Below are 17,053 nucleotides of genomic sequence, written 5' to 3' on the forward strand. Positions count from 1 at the left end.
GCGGACTTAATTGCGCTAAACGAAGGATGAAACCAATAAAATAAAGCCTATATATTATATGGATTAAACCTTTATTGCAACAGAAACTTCCCCTGCGGCACAAATAAAATCCGACATATTTAGCAATGCCTATAAGGGACGATTCACAAATAGAATCATCCCTTACAGGCATTAATCGATTTTTACGGCAAAAGTAAATTAAATAAATAGTTGGCTAATTTGCGAACTGATAAGTTTTAACATAATCGAATACAACACTATCGGGATAAGTGCCGGCTGCGTAGTTACCTCCAAATCCAGTAAGTTCGGTACTTAAAATCATATATTCTGCAATGCCGGATAATCCGCTCGAAGTACGCCATACTTCCACTCCATCCACAAAGAACACGTAGCCTTTACTGGTCCACAACAAACCGAAAACGTGGTAATTTCCATCATTAATGGTTGCATTTGGAGCAGTAACGCCATCTTTTTTATATGTAGCGCCATAACCGCCCCAGTGCACCGTATGCCATGTTGAAGTTGGTGTAAGTTTATGGTATTCAAAAACATCAATTTCTGCACCAACGTTATAAGGATCATTGGCCGCATTTCCCATGGTGTTGGACTGAAGCCAAAAAGCGATATGCGGACCAACAGATGAATTCATTTTTGCCCGGGTTTCAAAATATCCGTAACGTTGAAGATATTTCCCGTCGGTACTCAATTGACCAACATAATATTTACCATCGGGATCTTTAATCACCTGTATCACTAAATTTCCATTGCCATCCAATGAAATCGTACGATCAGAAACGGTGGCATAACCCCGTACAGAATTTAGCGCCCGATATCCCCATTTGGTCATATCAATAGAAGTTCCGTTAAAATCTTCTGTAAATACCGGATTTAACGTAGATAAAAAATCGGATACGTGCATAGGCGCGGCTGGTAAAGGATCGGTAACATTTACGCTTGCCTGATTAAAACCATTACCACTTAGCAAAGATTTTTCATCGTTTTTTTTTGAGCAGGACACAAAAAGGAATAGCCCCAAGAGGATAAAAATGTTTCTCATAATTTGATATTTAGTTAGATAATAATGACAATCAGCTTGAATATCATTCTTACCTCAAATATACTTATGATAACTAACCTGACAGGGGCAAAATCCTAAACAAATAGGTGTGCAATCCTTTCAAAAAATCCCCGTTTTTTGAGAAAACAGGGATTAAATTATCTAACCACATTTAGAAGAGCCGCAATCACTGCAGGTTAAACAACCTTCCTGATAATGCAAGTTGGTTGAATTGCAATTGCTGCACTTTTGCTTATGGGTTTCGGTACCATCCGGAATAAAACGTTTCAACGCGCGTGCTACTCCATTTTTCCAGGTATTAATAGATTCATCCAACTGCAAACTGCCAATTAAATCTACCACTTTCTCTATTGGCATACCATGGCGTATCGTACTCGAAATCAGTTTGGCATAATTCCAATATTCAGGATTGAATTTATGAGATAAACCTTCGATGGTTGTTTTATAGCCGCGTTGGTTTTTGAACTGAAAATCGTAACGAGAACTTCCATCTGCATCTTTATTTTTGATGATATAACCATTATTTACCCACCTCGGAATCAAAATACCATCTTCATCATCAGATAAACCAGTAAAAATTTCATAAGGCTTGCCATCAATTAATCCGATAAATGCAATCCATTTATCTTTATTGTTTTGAAAACGCACCACATCTGCTTCCAATACAGCTGGCCGATTGGTTGGGAAATAAATTTCACTATTTACCTCGTCGGTAGAGGCGTCGGCTTTTTTCTCATCAACAGCAATTAGAACACCTGACCGAGAACCATCGCGGTATACCGTAACGCCTTTACATCCGGCTTTCCAAGCTTCCATATACAATTCGCCGACCAATTCTTCAGATACATCGTTCGGCATATTAATGGTTACGCTAATCGAATGATCCACCCATTTCTGTATTGCACCTTGCATCCGCACTTTTTCTAAATAATCTACATCATTAGAAGTTGCTTTGTAGTATGGTGATTTACTGATGAGCACATTGAGTTCTTCCTGACTATAATTTTTCTCCAAATCATGTCCGTTCACTTCCATCCAGGTTTTGAATTTATGGTGAAAAACAATGTATTCTTCCCATGAATCGCCAACTTCATCCACAAAATCTACACGTACGTTTTGATCATTCGGGTTAACTTTACGTCTTCTTTTATATACCGGCATAAAAACCGGTTCAACTCCAGATGATGTTTGAGACATTAAACTGGTTGTACCCGTTGGCGCTATGGTAAGTAATGCAATATTGCGACGGCCGTATTCTGTCATTTCATAATACAACTGTGCATCTTCTTCCTTTAAACGCAACATAAAAGGATTTTCTTTCTCGCGTTCGGCATCGTACACTTTAAATGCACCACGTTCTTTCGCCAAAACTACTGACGAGCGGTATGCTGCCAAAGCCAGTTGTTTGTGTACTTCTATAGAAAATTCAGAACCTTCTTTACTTCCATAACGCAAATTTAACGCCGCCAACATGTCTCCTTCAGCAGTAATTCCAACACCTGTTCTGCGGCCTTCATCTGCCATTTTACGGATATTAATCCAAAGGTTTTTCTCTATGCGCTTTACTTCTTCATCTTCCGGATCTTGTGTAATTTTTTCCAAAATTCCATCAATTTTTTCCAGTTCCAGATCTATAATATCATCCATGAAACGCTGCGCCAGTGCTACATGTTTTTTGAACAAGGGCCAGTTAAAAGATGCTTTTTTCGTAAATGGCTTATCTACATAAGAATATAAATTTATGGCAAGTAAACGGCAAGAATCATAAGGACATAGCGGAATCTCGCCACAAGGATTTGTAGAGACGGTTTCGTAACCTAAATCTGCATAACAATCTGGCAAAGACTCACGAATAATGGTATCCCAAAATAAAATTCCGGGCTCTGCAGATTTCCACGCATTGTGTACAATCTTTTTCCAAATCGCATTTGCTTCAATTTCCTTAGTGAAAACCGGGTTATTCGATTTTACAGGATATTGTTGCACGTAACTTGTACCATTTTCTACAGCTTTCATAAAGCTATCGTTTATACGTACAGAAACATTTGCACCAGTTACTTTTCCTTGCTCTAATTTCGCATCAATAAAATCTTCAGAATCGGGATGCTGTATAGAAATAGACAACATCAGCGCACCGCGTCTGCCATCTTGTGCTACTTCTCGGGTCGAGTTAGAGAAACGCTCCATAAACGGGATAACGCCGGTTGATGTTAGTGCTGAATTTTTTACAGGAGATCCTTTCGGGCGGATGTGTGACAAATCATGACCAACTCCTCCTCTTCTTTTCATCAACTGAACCTGTTCCTGATCAATTTTCATAATCCCTCCATAGGAATCGGACATACCAGAGTTCCCAATCACAAAACAGTTGGACAAGGATGCGATTTGATATGGATTTCCAATTCCCGTCATCGGACTTCCTTGCGGGATGATGTATTTAAACTCTTTAATCAGGTCGAAAATTTCTTGTTCGGAAATCGCATTCGAGTATTTCTTTTCTATACGTGCAATTTCTGATGCAATGCGTTTGTGCATATCATCTGGAGATTGTTCATAAATTTTACCAAAAGAATCTTTGAGTGCGTATTTATTTACCCAAACCCGCGCAGCCAAATCGTCTCCTTTAAAATATTCTAAAGCAGCATTATAAGCTTCGTCTTGTGTATATGTAACCTGTTTTTGTATATCTGTAGATTTCATGTTTTTTAAATTTGATGAATAGAAGGAATGTCCCAAACTTACAAAAAAATACAACCGAACCGAAAGTTAAATTTTAAATTGTTTACAAATTTTTATATTCAAAATATTGATTATATGATATTTACATTTTTTAAAAAACAAAAAAGTTTACAAAAAAATTAAATTAATTAAACACAAAGTGAGAAGCATCATAAAAAAAAGCGACCGAGGTCGCTTTTAAATAATCATGTAAAATGTTGATTTTATTTTCCTAAACGCTTGATCATCTCTGCACTTAGATTTTGCCCGTCGCGCAGGCGATTGGCAAAAAAAGATTTGGCTGCTTCGAAATGCGATTTATATCCATTTATATCTCCGTAACCAATAATAGAAGCCCACTCATGCACTGCTGTATGAAACTCTAAATCATCGCCGCGGATAGATTTGTCATACAATGCGGTATGAATAGATTCTTCCAGCATTGCTTCATTTTTAAAGAGATATTCGGCAATGCCTAAGCGCAACTTGAACGGTGGCGTTTGGCAAATTAGATTGTCATACGGATTTACACCCATTTTATACCATGAATAAACCATACTCAACAAACTTAAATGAGAATTTGGTTTTTGTTTGTGCTCGGAATCAGAAAGACTAAACTCTTTCATAATGTTGTCATCCAGCAACAACAGGTTATTTTTATCGTGAAATACGAAATCGCGCGCAGCATAAATTTTCGCTCTAAATTCCGCTTCATTTTCACAAATCATCAGCTTAAACAATTCTGATTCTGCCTGTGCGTAATATTTCACCTGTTTTTGCGCATAAGGATTAAGAATAGCCAAACCTGCATATATATGAGATTTGTAACTAAAAATCCGCAGTGTAGTCAGAATTTTCACATTGTCAATTCCGCCGGCATAAGCCGGATTATCCCATGGGAAAAAACCTGCATTTTTCCATGCAGAACCCATACTTTCAAAACCCATATGCGTTACGGCCTGCGTATCTGCAACAATGCTATCGTGGTCTTTATAATCGTCCATTTCAATAATAATGGATTTTAATGACCGATACACCTCTAAAGCTTGCTGATAAATTTCGTCTGTCGCACGATGACGGATAACAACAAGTGTTTGTCCTTCTGTACTGAACGCCGGCCCGTGCAACGAATGACACGTGACAATATGTACATCTTCTGGCAAATGCTTGTCAAAAGCTGCAATTTCGGGGTGTTTTACAGATGTTTGACCGGAAACAATTGCGCCGTATTTTGTTGATCTGGCGAATGCCGCAACCACTTCATCTATTTTTTCTGCTTCTACACAATAGATGATAAAATCAGATTTACGGGCAACTTCATGGCCATCAATTAATATTTCAATTCCTTTGGGTTGAAGCTCTGCTTTTAAATCGGCAAAGCGCAGCGGCATATCCGCGCCACACACTTTGTAGCCAGAATTTGCGAATGAAAGGGCATATAATTTCCCCATATCACCCAAACCAATTATTCCTATTTGCATGTTGCAAATGTAGCTGATCAAGATTTAATTCATAATAAAACGTGTATAAAGTTGTTATTTCATAAATTAGCAAAAAGATAAGTATAAACTTTAACGTTTATTAAAATACAACACAGAACTAAACGTTAACATTTTTCATTACCTTAAAACAATACTATGCAAAAATCCAAACCCCTTTTCTTGTTCGCAATTGCAATGCTCTTTATTTCATCGGCATTTGCACAAATTGCGCAAGATACTTCTAAAAATGCCGATCCTTCTTTAAAAGGACAATATGAATTTATGTTGTCTAAATCTAAAAACCTCAGTGGCGCCAAACTGATTAATCCCTACAGATTGTCTACTTTATGGAAAAGTGTAAGCGATACATTAAAGAAAGAGCGCAAACAATTGGAAACCGCAAGGCGTGAAATTTCTGCACAAAAAGAAATCATTAACAATCTTCAAAAAGAAGTTTCCGGAAAAGAAAACTCACTGGCCAGCACCACTGCAATTGTAAATGAAATTAATTTTTTAGGCATTTCTTTTAATAAAGGAACCTACAATACAATAGTCTGGACCATTATTATTATACTGGCAATTGGACTGGCAATTGTTATTTTAAGTTCTGGAAAATACAGGCGCGAGGCTGTTTATCGTACACAGCTTTACCAAGAAGTTGCTGATGAGTACCAGGCACACAAAGTGAAAGCAAAAGACAAAGAAATGAAGCTTGCCAGAGAATTGCAAGACGAAAGAAATAAATGGGATGATTCTCCCGGCCGATAAACTATAAATAAAAAAAGCGCTATTTCATCATTAGAAACAGCGCTTTTTTTATTAGTTATTACCGAAACTATACTTCAGACCAACCTCAAACTCGCCGTTACTATAACTTTGCATTTGCGCCGTGTTTGTGGTGTATTGAAACAGCAGAGAAAATGTACTTTTATAATTGGCGCCCAAACCAATTGTCATACTATCGGTACTGTGGTAAACGCCACTCAACATTAACTTGTCTTCAAGAAACTGAAGATTAGCAGCTACATCAACAATCCCTCGATAGTTTTGTACGCCGCGATATACAATTTTCGGTTCAATAGAACTCAGTACATCTTCTGAAGTAATCTTGTAGCCAGCGGCGAAATAGTAAATAGACCGATCAATTACATTCCGGATTTCATCTCGCTTTAAAAAACGCTTTAAATTTGGCAATGCAGCCTGCAGCGTTACATTTTCATTACGATATGCTACACCAAAATCTCCATCTAAATACATTCGCCTATCGTTAAAACTACCCAGAACTTCATCAGAAAGATCGCCTCTCGCTTTTCCAATATCAACCCACTCATTCATTAATCCGGCAGACAAACCAAAGTCGATAAAATCTGTAGAACTGTTTAACGACAAATGATATGCGTAAGTAGCTGTAAATCGGGTTCTGTTGATTATGCCAGCACTTTCGTTATACACCAGCAAGCCCAAACCAACCTTTTCATTTGACAAACCATAATCTGCCGTGAGGGCTTGTATTCTGGGCCCACCTTCTACTCCCGTCCACTGTGCTTTCATTGCACCGTTTAAATGCCCGCCCGGTTCAATTCCTGCCATTGACGGATTTGCCAAAAATTGATTTTGGAAATATACGGTGCCCATTGGGTTAAGCTGTGCATTTGCCACTATAGGCAATACCAAAACCATCAGCACTGTAAAATATGTTATTAAGCTCTTTTTCACGCAACTATTTCTTAATCAAAACTGAAACAAAACCTTTTACTGCATTTCCTTTTCCCAGATCAAGGATATAATAATAGGTGTCTTCTGCAAGTACTTTTCCTCTGAAATAACCATCCCAGTTGTTCTGGTAATTGCGAACAGAATACAACAGCCTTCCGCCTCGATCAAAAATTGAGAATTTATTTTCGGGATAATTCTCCAAACCTTCAAAAAGCAAAACATCGTTTTTACCATCGCCATTTGGCGTGATAAAGTTATTTACCACAAAAACATCAACTCCGGTTTGCGTAACAAGATAAGGCTGAAGAAAACCTTGAGTAAGTACAATACCATTCGCCTCAAAAGTCTGGATCAGCAACATTTCACCAAAACTAAAATCATACAATTGATTGTTGATTTTCCCGAAGTTTCCGGAAGCACTTAAAACATATGGCAACATAGGAACCGTTTGCGCCTTTAACACAGAATTTATTGCAAAAAGCATTACCGAAATGAATATGATAATCCTGATTTTCATATCAATCAATTGATCACGATCCAAGCTGTACCATCACTTTGCACCTGATAGGTTTTTGCACCGCTAATGGCAGTTGCGCTTGTTCCATCATTTAGTAATAGTGGCAGATTTAAAGAAATATCTCCGGAACCAAGTACCTTAACAAGAACATATATCCGGCCTTTACAAGTATTTGCAGCCGGAAGGTTTATTGTAGAAGACACAGCTGCATTACTAATCCGCACCGTATAATGGCTCGCATCTAAATTTAGCGTATTCGCAGTAAGAGTTAAAAAACTCGCAGCGATTGAACCATTTACATTTAATGTGCTTGAACCAGCCGGCGCAGTAGCACCAGACGATGCTGCATTTGTATTATTTACAGTAAGCACACCGCCGTTTGCGCTCATAGTTCCGGCGATTAAAGGGTACGAAGTATTGCTGTTTGCAATAGATAGATTATTGCTCGCAGCCGTTAGTAAAGCGCCTGCTTTGTAGCCGATAAAAATATTTCCGTTGCCGTTGTTGTTTGTACCGGCATCATTCCCGATGAAAACATTTGCCGATCCGGTTGTATTCTTTGATCCGGCAGAATAACCAAGCGCCGTATTGCTATCGCTATTGCTGGTTTCTAATGCCAAACTGCCAACCGCAGTATTGCCAACACCTGTTTTGTTAGACATTAAAGCATGCGCACCAACTGCACTATTATTAGAACCAACGGTATTGGCCGATAAACTTTGTGAGCCAAAACTACTGTTATAAATGCCACTGAAATTTTTCTGCTGCGCGATATATCCGAAGGAACTGTTCTCATAACCTGATGTATTGAGCGATAAGGCTTCGCGCCCAAAAGCGCTATTGTAGAAACCAGAAATATTGGTTGTGATTGTTTTGTAACCGAATGCGATATTGGTTTCGGCAGAATTTCCCAATCGACCAGATTTTTGTCCATTCACAAAGAAATTAACTGCAACATCATCTAAAGTCCCAAAAAAATTATTGCTTTGATCAACTGTTCCGGTGTTTCCTTTTAGCGACCAGGAATTTGAGCTTGCGAAAGCATCTCTGCTTACTAACTCTGGAAAGCCAGTACTCACATTGGTCACATAAACTTTATTTGCATCCGCAATTCCGGCAGTTTTTAATTTAACTACAGTAACTGAAGAATCGGCAAGATTAACGTTCATTACCTGGTTGGTTCCAATTTTCTGCGAGGTAATTGCAGAATCTGCAATCTTCGCTGTGGTAACTGCAGCATCTGCCAATTTCACAGAAGTAATTGCCGCCGCTTTCACATCAATAACCACGTCTTTTAATAAAGCCGAGCCTCCATTCGCGCTTATACTTAAATCTGTAGATTGCAAGGCTTTCCCATTGCCGATGTTTGCAGCGTCAAGCGAAACTGGCCGCCAGGCCGCCCCATCAAACAAAAGTACCTGATTATTGATTGGCGTAGCTGCAGAAACCACTTTTCCTTGTATAAAACCAATAGTTGGATTTGGATAATTGCCTAGTAAATCGCCTCCGGCAGCGCCAGTTAGTGGCCCAATCGGGCCCGTTTCTCCGGCATCACCTTTGTCGCCTTTATCGCCCTTGTCTCCTTTTTCACCTGTTGGTCCGTTTGCTGCATACAATGCGTAAGGCACGCTTAACAATTGCGATGTTCCGGCAAGGGTAAAAACAGATCCGCCATCGGGATCTACTTCTACTTTTACAAACTTCAAGCCCGATGCCCAAGTAACCGCAGCAATAGTACCCGTAGATGATGTGACACCAACACTTCCAATCTGAATGGCATACAAACCCAAACTGTTCGTGGTTACATTTCTTATCTCAGAATACTGCACTGTTCCAGATGCAGAACCATCAAGTATACTTACACGTATACTGATATTTTTATTAGATAATGGCGTACCATTGGCATTGCGCGCGGCGCCCTGATAATTAAACTGAAGTGGCGATTGTGCTTGCACAGAGAAAAAAGCGCCAAGGCACAGCCATGCTATAAGTAATAGTTGTTTCATGAAAACGGGATATCTAACAGTTTGAGCGAAGATTAGAAAGCGGAGAGCAACGATCAAATCTAAAAATTATTACAACTCAAAAGATTAGCTTTACACAAAACATCCTTCAACAAGGCAAAACAAATCGTATACAACTGTAAATAAGATATTTACAAACGAAATGTATTTGTATTTTTTACATAAACATAGGAAAATGGGCGTATAAATGATTAGGTTTCTGAAGGGAAAGAAATGCCTTTTATATTCCGGTAAAGATCCACAGCATATAAATCTGTCATACCCGAAACAAAATCGAGCACGCTCTGAATGATAGAATAAACATCTGTACGGTCGGTGTGGTATTGTTTAGGGATGAGCTTTACTAGTTTTTTATAATAGTGAGTATTGTTATGAATAAGTGCTGGCACAAACTCTTCAAGCAAACCTGCCATAATTTTGTATCCGGCAACTTCTTTTTGAATCACTGAGGCAGAATTATAAATCCGATCTATAGAGACTTTCTCTATAGCTTTCCAGGCCTTGAAGTAAGGTTCGGGAATTAAATCGGTTAAACTCTGATTCAAATCTCCTTTGAGCAGACTATCCTGTTCGCGATAAAAAATATCTGCACACAAACGTGTTAAAGTATTTATCGCTTTGGCGCGCAACAAACCAACTTTTGCATCATCATCTTCATAATCGTTTTGCAATCGATCGTCAATTGTTTCGGAATTTGCAAAAGGCAACAGGAAGCTTTTCACTTCATCATAAGAAAGAATTTTCAGTCGATGGGCATCTTCCAGATCGATTATACTGTAGCAAATATCATCAGCAGCTTCAACCAAAAAAACCAAAGGATGGCGTTTGTAAATTAAATGATCAGCAGGTTCCTGTTCAATATGAAGTTCTGAAGCGATGCGCTCGAAACTTTCGGATTCGGATTGAAAAAAGCCATATTTTTTTCTGTGTAAAATCGTCTTTTGTTTGCCAACTATTGATGCACAAGGATATTTAGCGATAGAAGCCAATGTAGAATACGTAAGTGCATAAGCATCATTTCCTTTTCCTTTAAGCGGATGGGTGAGAATCCGGATGGCATTTGCATTTCCTTCAAAGTTAATTAAATCGTGCCATTGCTCAGGCGTCATATCTTTTTCATAAACTTTGCCATCACCATCAGTAAAATATCTGGAAATGGCGGCTTCACCGGAATGGCCAAACGCCGGGTTGCCTAAATCGTGGGCCAGAGATGCCGCCGCTACGATATTGCCAACTTCATTTAATAAAGGAACTTCTTTAATTAATTGTGGATGATGTTCTTCTAATGCATTTAGAAACATATTTCCCATTGAACGGGCAACACTGGCTACTTCTAAACTATGCGTTAGGCGGTTATGTACAAATACACTTCCTGGTAAAGGGAAAACCTGCGTTTTATTCTGCAAACGACGAAATGGAGAAGAAAAAATCAATCTATCATAATCCCGTTGAAAATCTGAACGTGCACGATCGCTGCTTGCGCCATATTGTTCTTGTCCAAACCGCTTGTTAGATAGTAAGTATTTCCACTCCATTTGATGTATGATATTTGGCGCGAAGTTAAGGATTTCTCATAAAGTAGATCCCTAAATAAACAATTACTGTTCTTCGTAATGGTAAGTTAAACCGCCATCTACAAAATATGTTGAGCCTGTAACATATTTGGCATCATCAGACGCCAAAAACGCAACAACAGCAGCAACATCTTCTGGTGTACCCATTTTTTTCATTGGGATATTATCCAATACTTTTTGCAATTTCTCTTTATTATCCAATAGCGATTTATTAATTGGTGTAGCAATTGCACCTGGTGCTACGTTATTTACTCTGATATTGAATGGAGCCAATTCTGTAGCCAAATTTCTGCAAAGCATTTTCAACGCGCCTTTACTTGCACAATATGCTGCGAAATGCGGAAATACAATTTCCTCATGAACAGAACTCATATTCACAATTACACCTTCAACGGCGGCTTCCATACAGTGTTTTACGAAAGCCTGCGTACCGAAGAAAATACCTTTCAGATTGGTATCCATCACCATATCATAATCTTCTTCGGTTATTTCCCAAAAATTTTGATTTTTCTCTACGCCGGCATTGTTTACGAGAATATCCAATCTTCCGTAAACGGAAATCGCATCTTCTACCAGTTGAACAACATTGCTGGCCACACTAATGTCTTGTGCCAAAAATGTTGCTTTTCTGCCCATCTTGTTGATCTCTGCAATTAATTTCTCGCCTCTTTCATCAAGCTTTCTTCCGTTTAGTATAATATCTGCACCTTCATTGGCCAATCTCATTGCACATGCTGCGCCAATACCTTGACTGCTCCCTGTAACCAACGCAACTTTATTCTTAAATCTTTCCATTTATCTTGTGTTTTTAAAGTAAAGCCACTAATGCGGTCCATCCGGTTTGATGACTTGCGCCTAAACCTTCGCCTGTATCTCCGTTAAAATATTCGTAAAAAAGTATGTAATCCTTAAAATAAGGATCGTGATTAAACTTGGTATTTCCGGCATATATCGCCCGCTCACCATTGGTATTTTTCAGGAACAATGATTTCAAGCGCTCACTCAGTTTTTCGGCTATTTCTTGAAGCGAAAAAAACTCGTTCGATCCAGTTGGATATTCTACCCGAAAATCATCCGTATAGTATTCATGAAAATGCTTCAGTGCATCAATCAAAAGATAATTTATCGGGAACCAAATTGGGCCACGCCAATTGCTGTTTCCACCAAATGTACCTGTATCACTTTCTGCCGGAATATATTTCACAGAATAATCACTTCCATTTAACCAATAACGATAGGGTTCTGTTTGATATACTTTTGAAATTGAACGGATGCCATATTCGGAAAGAAACTCTGTGGTATCTAACATTCTGCGCAGCAACATTTTCATTCGATGGCCACGCAATAACGAGAATAAATGTTTATCGTTTCCGCTGTTGTCTTCCCAATGGCTAACCAGTTGCACCAGATCCGGACGTTGAGACATAAAAGCCTGTAACCGGCTTTTCAATTTAGGCAAGTCTTTCCAATCTCGATCGCTAAATACAATGACTGCAAACATTGGAATGAGACCTACCAGTGTGCGTACGCGTAATCGGTCCCAATTGCCATCTGGCTTTCTGAGTAAATCGTAATAAAAGCCATCTTGTTCATCCCACAAACCGGCATGATTCTCTCCCATGTTAGACATTGAACCAGCAATGAACAGAAAGTGTTCTGAAAATTTAATCGCCATATCTTCATATGTTGGGTTGTGAACGGCTAGTTCTATACTAATCTGCAACATATCTAAAGCATACATCGCCATCCAACTGGTTCCATCAGCCTGTTCCAAAAAACCACCGCCAGGCACAGCTTCGCTTCTGTTAAATACGCCAATATTATCCAATCCCAAAAAACCACCTTCAAATATATTATTGCCTTCGCTGTCTTTTTGATTTACCCACCAGGTGAAGTTTAATAGTAATTTTTGGAACACTCCTTCAAGAAAAACAAGATCGCCTTCGCCTTTAAATTTTTTATCAAGTTGATAAACTTTATAGGCTGCCATTGCATGAACCGGTGGATTGGTATCGGTGAAATCCCATTCATAAGCCGGAAGCTGCCCGTTTGGATGTAAATAATTATTGCTGACCAACAAGCGCAATTGTTTTTTAGCGAAATCAGGATCAATTGGAGCAAGCGCAATGCAGTGGAAAGCAAGATCCCAGGCAGCAAACCATGGATATTCCCATTTATCAGGCATTAAGATAATATCTTTCGCTAGAAAATGTCTCCAATGGTGATTTCTGCCATTGGCCCGTTTATTGTCAGCAGACGCAATTCCACTCTTTCCATTCAACCATTCATTGACATCATAATTATAATATTGTTTGCTCCAGAGCAACCCCGCCCAAGCTTGCCGCTGAACAGATTTTTCTTCTTCATCACAATTTTCCCGATGGCGTGTATCGTAAAAAATATCGGCTTCTTGTTTACGCGCGGATAAAACTTCATCAAAATTTGCAAAAGGTTCTTTAAGCGAAGTATTTGTTAACCTGATTTTGAATGTGGCGCTACTTTTCCCATCAAGCATGCAACTGTGATGTATAGCAACTTTGGTTCCGCCTTTTGCCGGGTTTACAGCAGATTGTACTCCATAAACAAGATAATCGTTTATACCGTCTTTGAGATAAGACGATTGATTTTCCGTTCCGTAAAGTTTTTGATTATTGGTTTCGTTATCTGTAAATAGAAAAGTTGGATTTCCATCGGCGTAGCAATACAATTTACCCAATCCATCAGAACAGAGTAAAAGTTGGTTCTTTGCGATTGTGGTAATAGACGGCTTCATCTGTTTTTGTTGTCCACTCCAGTAATTCCGAAACCAGAGTTGTGGCAAAATATGAATTTGCGCAGCATTTTCGCCACGGTTAAACACGGTATACTCGATCAATATATCGTCTTCTGTATGTTTAGCATGCGTAATAAAAACATCAAAATATTGATCGTTATCAAATATGCCCGTATCAAAAATTTCAAACTCGGCTTGTTCGCGGTTTCGCTTTGCATTTTCAGTTATCAGCTGCGCATAAGGAAATTCTGCCTGCGGATATTTATACAGCATTTGCATGTAAGAATGTGTAGGCGTATTATCCAAATAATAGTACAATTCTTTTACATCTTCGCCGTGGTTGCCTTCGCCATTGGTTAAACCGAAAAAACGCTCTTTGAGGATAGAATCATTTCCATTCCACAGGGCCAGAGAAACGCATAACTTTTGTTCGTCATCGCTAATGCCAGCTATTGCTTCTTCACCCCACAAAAAAGCTGTACTTCTGGCTGTTTCATGTGTGGTATACTCCCAGGCATCGCCATTTATACTGTAATCTTCCCTAACAGTGCCCCACTGTCGTTCTGCAATGTATGGTCCCCATTTGAGCCAATTTTTATTGTTCTGATACTGGTCGTGTATGCGATCCTGCTCTGCGTTTTTTTTGTCATTTGCCATTTTCGGTACCTTGCTTAAATTCAACGTTGTATTTCGGGACAGCAATAAATATCTGATATAATACTCAATAAACTTCTATTTTAAAGTCATCATATTGAAAACCTTTTGAATTACAAAACGTTCTAATAACATCATTATCAATTAAATCATTATGAAAACGAGCATTTATAACAAGAGCGAACATTTGGAAGGTTATGTTGAGCAAAACGAACCGGATAAGCAAAAGAGCGATGTTCAGAAAGCATATGAAAAGGGTAACGAAGGAAATGAAGTAACCGCATATGGCAGGGAAACGGTTGCAAAAGAAAATGCAGAATGGCCGAAGGAAATTACAGCAAAGGATGGAATGGACAATTCGGGAACGCAGGGTAAAGATTCGCTTAGTGATGACAGTTATAATAGCCATGACGAAGAAAATACAATAACGAGCGCTGCAAGCAGAACCGGAAGTTCATCAGATGATTTTAAAAACAAAACAGCTCCGGGACAACGGACTGAAGATGATATTTTAAACAGTGGAATTTAAAAAACATAATTATGGGATTATTAAAATATGCCTTATTGGGCGCAGCAGCAGTTTATGGCTTTAAATATGCTACGAAAAAAAGAGAAACGGATGGTAAATCTTTAGTAGATGACTTTAAAGAAAAAAGTCCAGAAGTTTTGGAACGCATTAAAAGATATGGTGATGATATACGAAAAGACTATACACAAACATCAGATTTATACTGACAACCATTAGTTGCTAAAAACTACAGCAGGCATTGATATATATCAATAATTATACAGTTCTGGCATTGTAAATTGACGATAAGTTTTAGACATTTGTGGCGTGATTAAAACTCGTGGCAAAGATTAAACTACTATCACGAAACTGAAAACTAATAAAAGGGCTTATGCTACTTGATTAAATTTATTTAGCTGCCGAGTTTTATGATGAATTTCATCTACCTTAGAAATCATTCACAAACGAAAAGGGACCATTTTAAAATGATCCCTTTTTATTTTTTCTGAAATTAAGCTATTCCCGATATGTTTCTCCGGGTATGTGCATCATCGCTTAGAAACTCCGGATTTAACCCCTTACTTTTTACAGTATCTTTTTTAAGTTGCGGATTTGCCGAAATTGACACAGACACCTTTTTTATACTATTTCTAATGTTGAAATGACCATAGGTAACATCGTCCAAATCCCATTCTACTTCGCCAAATTCAGAGAAATTCGCATCCCACTTATTTTCTTTTGCGTGTTTCATAACTGTATTCCTTAATTTACCATTCATGAAGACAACGCGAAATTGAAACGAAAGGTTTCAATTATTTAAGCAAATAATCACAATCGGGCCTATCTACTTACAAACAGGGCACAGAATACGTACTAATACGTATATTTCAAGTATAAACACAATTAATTGAACTTATTTTTATTTCGATATTTGGAATTACAGCTAAAGCTTAATTATCATTTAACATTGAATACCCCTGTAAAAGTTCTAATCGCTGACGATCATACCATTGTGAGAAATGGGATTGTCTCACTACTGGAAAAGCAAAAAGAAATCAACGTTATCGCCGAAGCAAAAAACGGCGAAGAAGTTTTAGAATACCTTAAATCGGGAACTAGCCCTGAAGTTGTCATTACGGATTTAAACATGCCAAAAATTAATGGTTCGGAGTTGGCAAAAATCATTAACGAAGATTTCCCAAAAATCAGAATCTTAATTCTTACCATCCTTGATCAGGACAACTATGTAATGCAGGCCTTTAATTCTGGCGCACATGGTTATTTGCTTAAAAATGCAAACATTGCAGAAGTTGTTTTCGCCATTAGGCAAATTGCGGCAGGTTACAACTATTTAAGTACAGAAATTGGCATGAAACTACTGTTCCAACAAAAGAACAGGTTTATGCAAAATACATCTGCACTCCAAAAAGACTTTAATATATCTAATCGCGAGCTGGAAATTCTGAGCCTCATTGCAGAAGGCTACACCAATAGCGAAATTGCAGAAAAGTTGTTTACCAGTAAGAGAACAATTGAAGGCAACAGACAAAGCCTGCTAACCAAAACCGGGCAAAAGAATACGGCATCGCTGATCAATTTTGTTATTCGAAATGGATTGTTGGATTAATCGTAACCTTTATCAAAAAACCACATATAAAACAAAAGCCTTTCAATAATGAAAGGCTTTTGTTTTAGTGAAATCTATCACACTTTGATTTCAACTTCAACACCGCTAGGCAATTCAAGTTTCATCAATGCATCAACTGTTTTAGAGTTAGAACTATAGATATCCAATAAACGTTTGTAAGCGCATAATTGGAATTGCTCTCTTGCTTTCTTGTTTACGTGTGGTGAACGCAATACAGTAAAGATTTTTTTCTCTGTAGGAAGTGGAATTGGACCACTTACAACTGCACCCGTAGGTTTAACAGTTTTTACGATTTTCTCAGCAGATTTGTCTACCAAGTTGTAATCGTAAGATTTCAATTTGATTCTGATTCTTTGGCTCAT

The 17,053-nt window shown here is 38.3% G+C and carries 15 protein-coding genes; 4 read left to right on the plus strand and 11 right to left on the minus strand.

Annotation, left to right across the window (positions count from 1 at the left end):
• Nucleotides 1-214: 214 nt before the first annotated feature.
• From ACJVDH_RS17135 to ACJVDH_RS17145, 3 genes are all read right to left on the minus strand, one after another.
• A complete protein-coding gene (locus ACJVDH_RS17135; RefSeq protein ID WP_443944623.1) occupies nt 215-1,057 on the minus strand; it encodes a glycoside hydrolase family 16 protein in 843 nt (280 codons plus the stop codon).
• Nucleotides 1,058-1,219: 162 nt separating this feature from the next.
• Entirely contained in the window at nt 1,220-3,778 is a 2,559-nt protein-coding gene (locus ACJVDH_RS17140; RefSeq protein WP_443944624.1) for an adenosylcobalamin-dependent ribonucleoside-diphosphate reductase, read from the minus strand.
• Between the two features lie 242 nt (nt 3,779-4,020).
• On the minus strand, nt 4,021-5,277 hold the full coding sequence (locus ACJVDH_RS17145) for an NAD(P)-binding domain-containing protein (protein ID WP_443944625.1): 1,257 nt from the start codon (nt 5,275-5,277) through the stop codon (nt 4,021-4,023).
• A gap of 156 nt (nt 5,278-5,433) precedes the next feature.
• Between ACJVDH_RS17145 and ACJVDH_RS17150 the strand changes: the two genes are divergently transcribed.
• Complete coding sequence (locus ACJVDH_RS17150; RefSeq protein ID WP_443944626.1) at nt 5,434-6,045, plus strand: hypothetical protein; 612 nt, start codon at nt 5,434-5,436, stop codon at nt 6,043-6,045.
• 51 nt (nt 6,046-6,096) lie between these two features.
• Here the strand turns inward: ACJVDH_RS17150 and ACJVDH_RS17155 are convergent, their stop codons facing one another.
• The 6 genes from ACJVDH_RS17155 to ACJVDH_RS17180 form a co-directional block, all read right to left on the minus strand.
• Nucleotides 6,097-6,993, minus strand: coding sequence for a PorP/SprF family type IX secretion system membrane protein (locus tag ACJVDH_RS17155; RefSeq protein WP_443944627.1), 897 nt, complete (start codon nt 6,991-6,993; stop codon nt 6,097-6,099).
• Nucleotides 6,994-6,997: 4 nt separating this feature from the next.
• Nucleotides 6,998-7,510: a gliding motility-associated C-terminal domain-containing protein gene (locus ACJVDH_RS17160; RefSeq protein WP_443944628.1), complete on the minus strand. Its 513-nt coding sequence runs from the start codon at nt 7,508-7,510 to the stop codon at nt 6,998-7,000.
• A gap of 5 nt (nt 7,511-7,515) precedes the next feature.
• Nucleotides 7,516-9,516, minus strand: a complete 2,001-nt coding sequence (locus tag ACJVDH_RS17165) for a hypothetical protein (protein ID WP_443944629.1) — start codon at nt 9,514-9,516, stop codon at nt 7,516-7,518.
• 209 nt (nt 9,517-9,725) lie between these two features.
• Nucleotides 9,726-11,069, minus strand: coding sequence for a deoxyguanosinetriphosphate triphosphohydrolase (locus tag ACJVDH_RS17170; RefSeq protein WP_443944630.1), 1,344 nt, complete (start codon nt 11,067-11,069; stop codon nt 9,726-9,728).
• Between the two features lie 63 nt (nt 11,070-11,132).
• Complete coding sequence (locus ACJVDH_RS17175; protein WP_443944631.1) at nt 11,133-11,903, minus strand: SDR family NAD(P)-dependent oxidoreductase; 771 nt, start codon at nt 11,901-11,903, stop codon at nt 11,133-11,135.
• A 13-nt stretch (nt 11,904-11,916) separates the two neighbouring features.
• Nucleotides 11,917-14,538, minus strand: coding sequence for an MGH1-like glycoside hydrolase domain-containing protein (locus ACJVDH_RS17180; protein WP_443944632.1), 2,622 nt, complete (start codon nt 14,536-14,538; stop codon nt 11,917-11,919).
• 151 nt (nt 14,539-14,689) lie between these two features.
• Here ACJVDH_RS17180 and ACJVDH_RS17185 point away from each other — a divergent pair, with 151 nt between their 5' ends.
• Both ACJVDH_RS17185 and ACJVDH_RS17190 read left to right on the plus strand, forming a co-directional pair.
• Nucleotides 14,690-15,064: a hypothetical protein gene (locus ACJVDH_RS17185; RefSeq protein WP_443944633.1), complete on the plus strand. Its 375-nt coding sequence runs from the start codon at nt 14,690-14,692 to the stop codon at nt 15,062-15,064.
• A gap of 11 nt (nt 15,065-15,075) precedes the next feature.
• Nucleotides 15,076-15,270 (plus strand): YtxH domain-containing protein, encoded by a 195-nt coding sequence (locus tag ACJVDH_RS17190; protein ID WP_443944634.1) that lies wholly within the window; start codon nt 15,076-15,078, stop codon nt 15,268-15,270.
• Between the two features lie 284 nt (nt 15,271-15,554).
• On the opposite strand, the gene ACJVDH_RS17195 is transcribed toward ACJVDH_RS17190, so the two are convergent.
• Complete coding sequence (locus tag ACJVDH_RS17195; RefSeq protein WP_443944635.1) at nt 15,555-15,794, minus strand: hypothetical protein; 240 nt, start codon at nt 15,792-15,794, stop codon at nt 15,555-15,557.
• 216 nt (nt 15,795-16,010) lie between these two features.
• Between ACJVDH_RS17195 and ACJVDH_RS17200 the strand changes: the two genes are divergently transcribed.
• Nucleotides 16,011-16,670: a response regulator gene (locus ACJVDH_RS17200; protein WP_443944636.1), complete on the plus strand. Its 660-nt coding sequence runs from the start codon at nt 16,011-16,013 to the stop codon at nt 16,668-16,670.
• A gap of 77 nt (nt 16,671-16,747) precedes the next feature.
• Here the strand turns inward: ACJVDH_RS17200 and rpsJ are convergent, their stop codons facing one another.
• Nucleotides 16,748-17,053, minus strand: coding sequence for a 30S ribosomal protein S10 (rpsJ, locus tag ACJVDH_RS17205; protein ID WP_008244591.1), 306 nt, complete (start codon nt 17,051-17,053; stop codon nt 16,748-16,750).

Origin of the sequence: Pedobacter terrestris, from assembly GCF_052343045.1 — a bacterium.
Taxonomy (GTDB): domain Bacteria; phylum Bacteroidota; class Bacteroidia; order Sphingobacteriales; family Sphingobacteriaceae; genus Pedobacter.

Coding starts and splice junctions, on each gene's coding strand:
- ACJVDH_RS17195 (WP_443944635.1), bottom strand. CDS start 15,794: ATGAAACACGCAAAAGAAAATAAGTGGGATGCGAATTTCTCTGAATTT.
- rpsJ (WP_008244591.1), bottom strand. CDS start 17,053: ATGAGCCAAAGAATCAGAATCAAATTGAAATCTTACGATTACAACTTG.
- ACJVDH_RS17180 (WP_443944632.1), bottom strand. CDS start 14,538: ATGGCAAATGACAAAAAAAACGCAGAGCAGGATCGCATACACGACCAG.
- ACJVDH_RS17150 (WP_443944626.1), top strand. CDS start 5,434: ATGCAAAAATCCAAACCCCTTTTCTTGTTCGCAATTGCAATGCTCTTT.
- ACJVDH_RS17185 (WP_443944633.1), top strand. CDS start 14,690: ATGAAAACGAGCATTTATAACAAGAGCGAACATTTGGAAGGTTATGTT.
- ACJVDH_RS17175 (WP_443944631.1), bottom strand. CDS start 11,903: ATGGAAAGATTTAAGAATAAAGTTGCGTTGGTTACAGGGAGCAGTCAA.
- ACJVDH_RS17160 (WP_443944628.1), bottom strand. CDS start 7,510: ATGAAAATCAGGATTATCATATTCATTTCGGTAATGCTTTTTGCAATA.
- ACJVDH_RS17165 (WP_443944629.1), bottom strand. CDS start 9,516: ATGAAACAACTATTACTTATAGCATGGCTGTGCCTTGGCGCTTTTTTC.
- ACJVDH_RS17170 (WP_443944630.1), bottom strand. CDS start 11,069: ATGGAGTGGAAATACTTACTATCTAACAAGCGGTTTGGACAAGAACAA.
- ACJVDH_RS17140 (WP_443944624.1), bottom strand. CDS start 3,778: ATGAAATCTACAGATATACAAAAACAGGTTACATATACACAAGACGAA.
- ACJVDH_RS17145 (WP_443944625.1), bottom strand. CDS start 5,277: ATGCAAATAGGAATAATTGGTTTGGGTGATATGGGGAAATTATATGCC.
- ACJVDH_RS17135 (WP_443944623.1), bottom strand. CDS start 1,057: ATGAGAAACATTTTTATCCTCTTGGGGCTATTCCTTTTTGTGTCCTGC.
- ACJVDH_RS17190 (WP_443944634.1), top strand. CDS start 15,076: ATGGGATTATTAAAATATGCCTTATTGGGCGCAGCAGCAGTTTATGGC.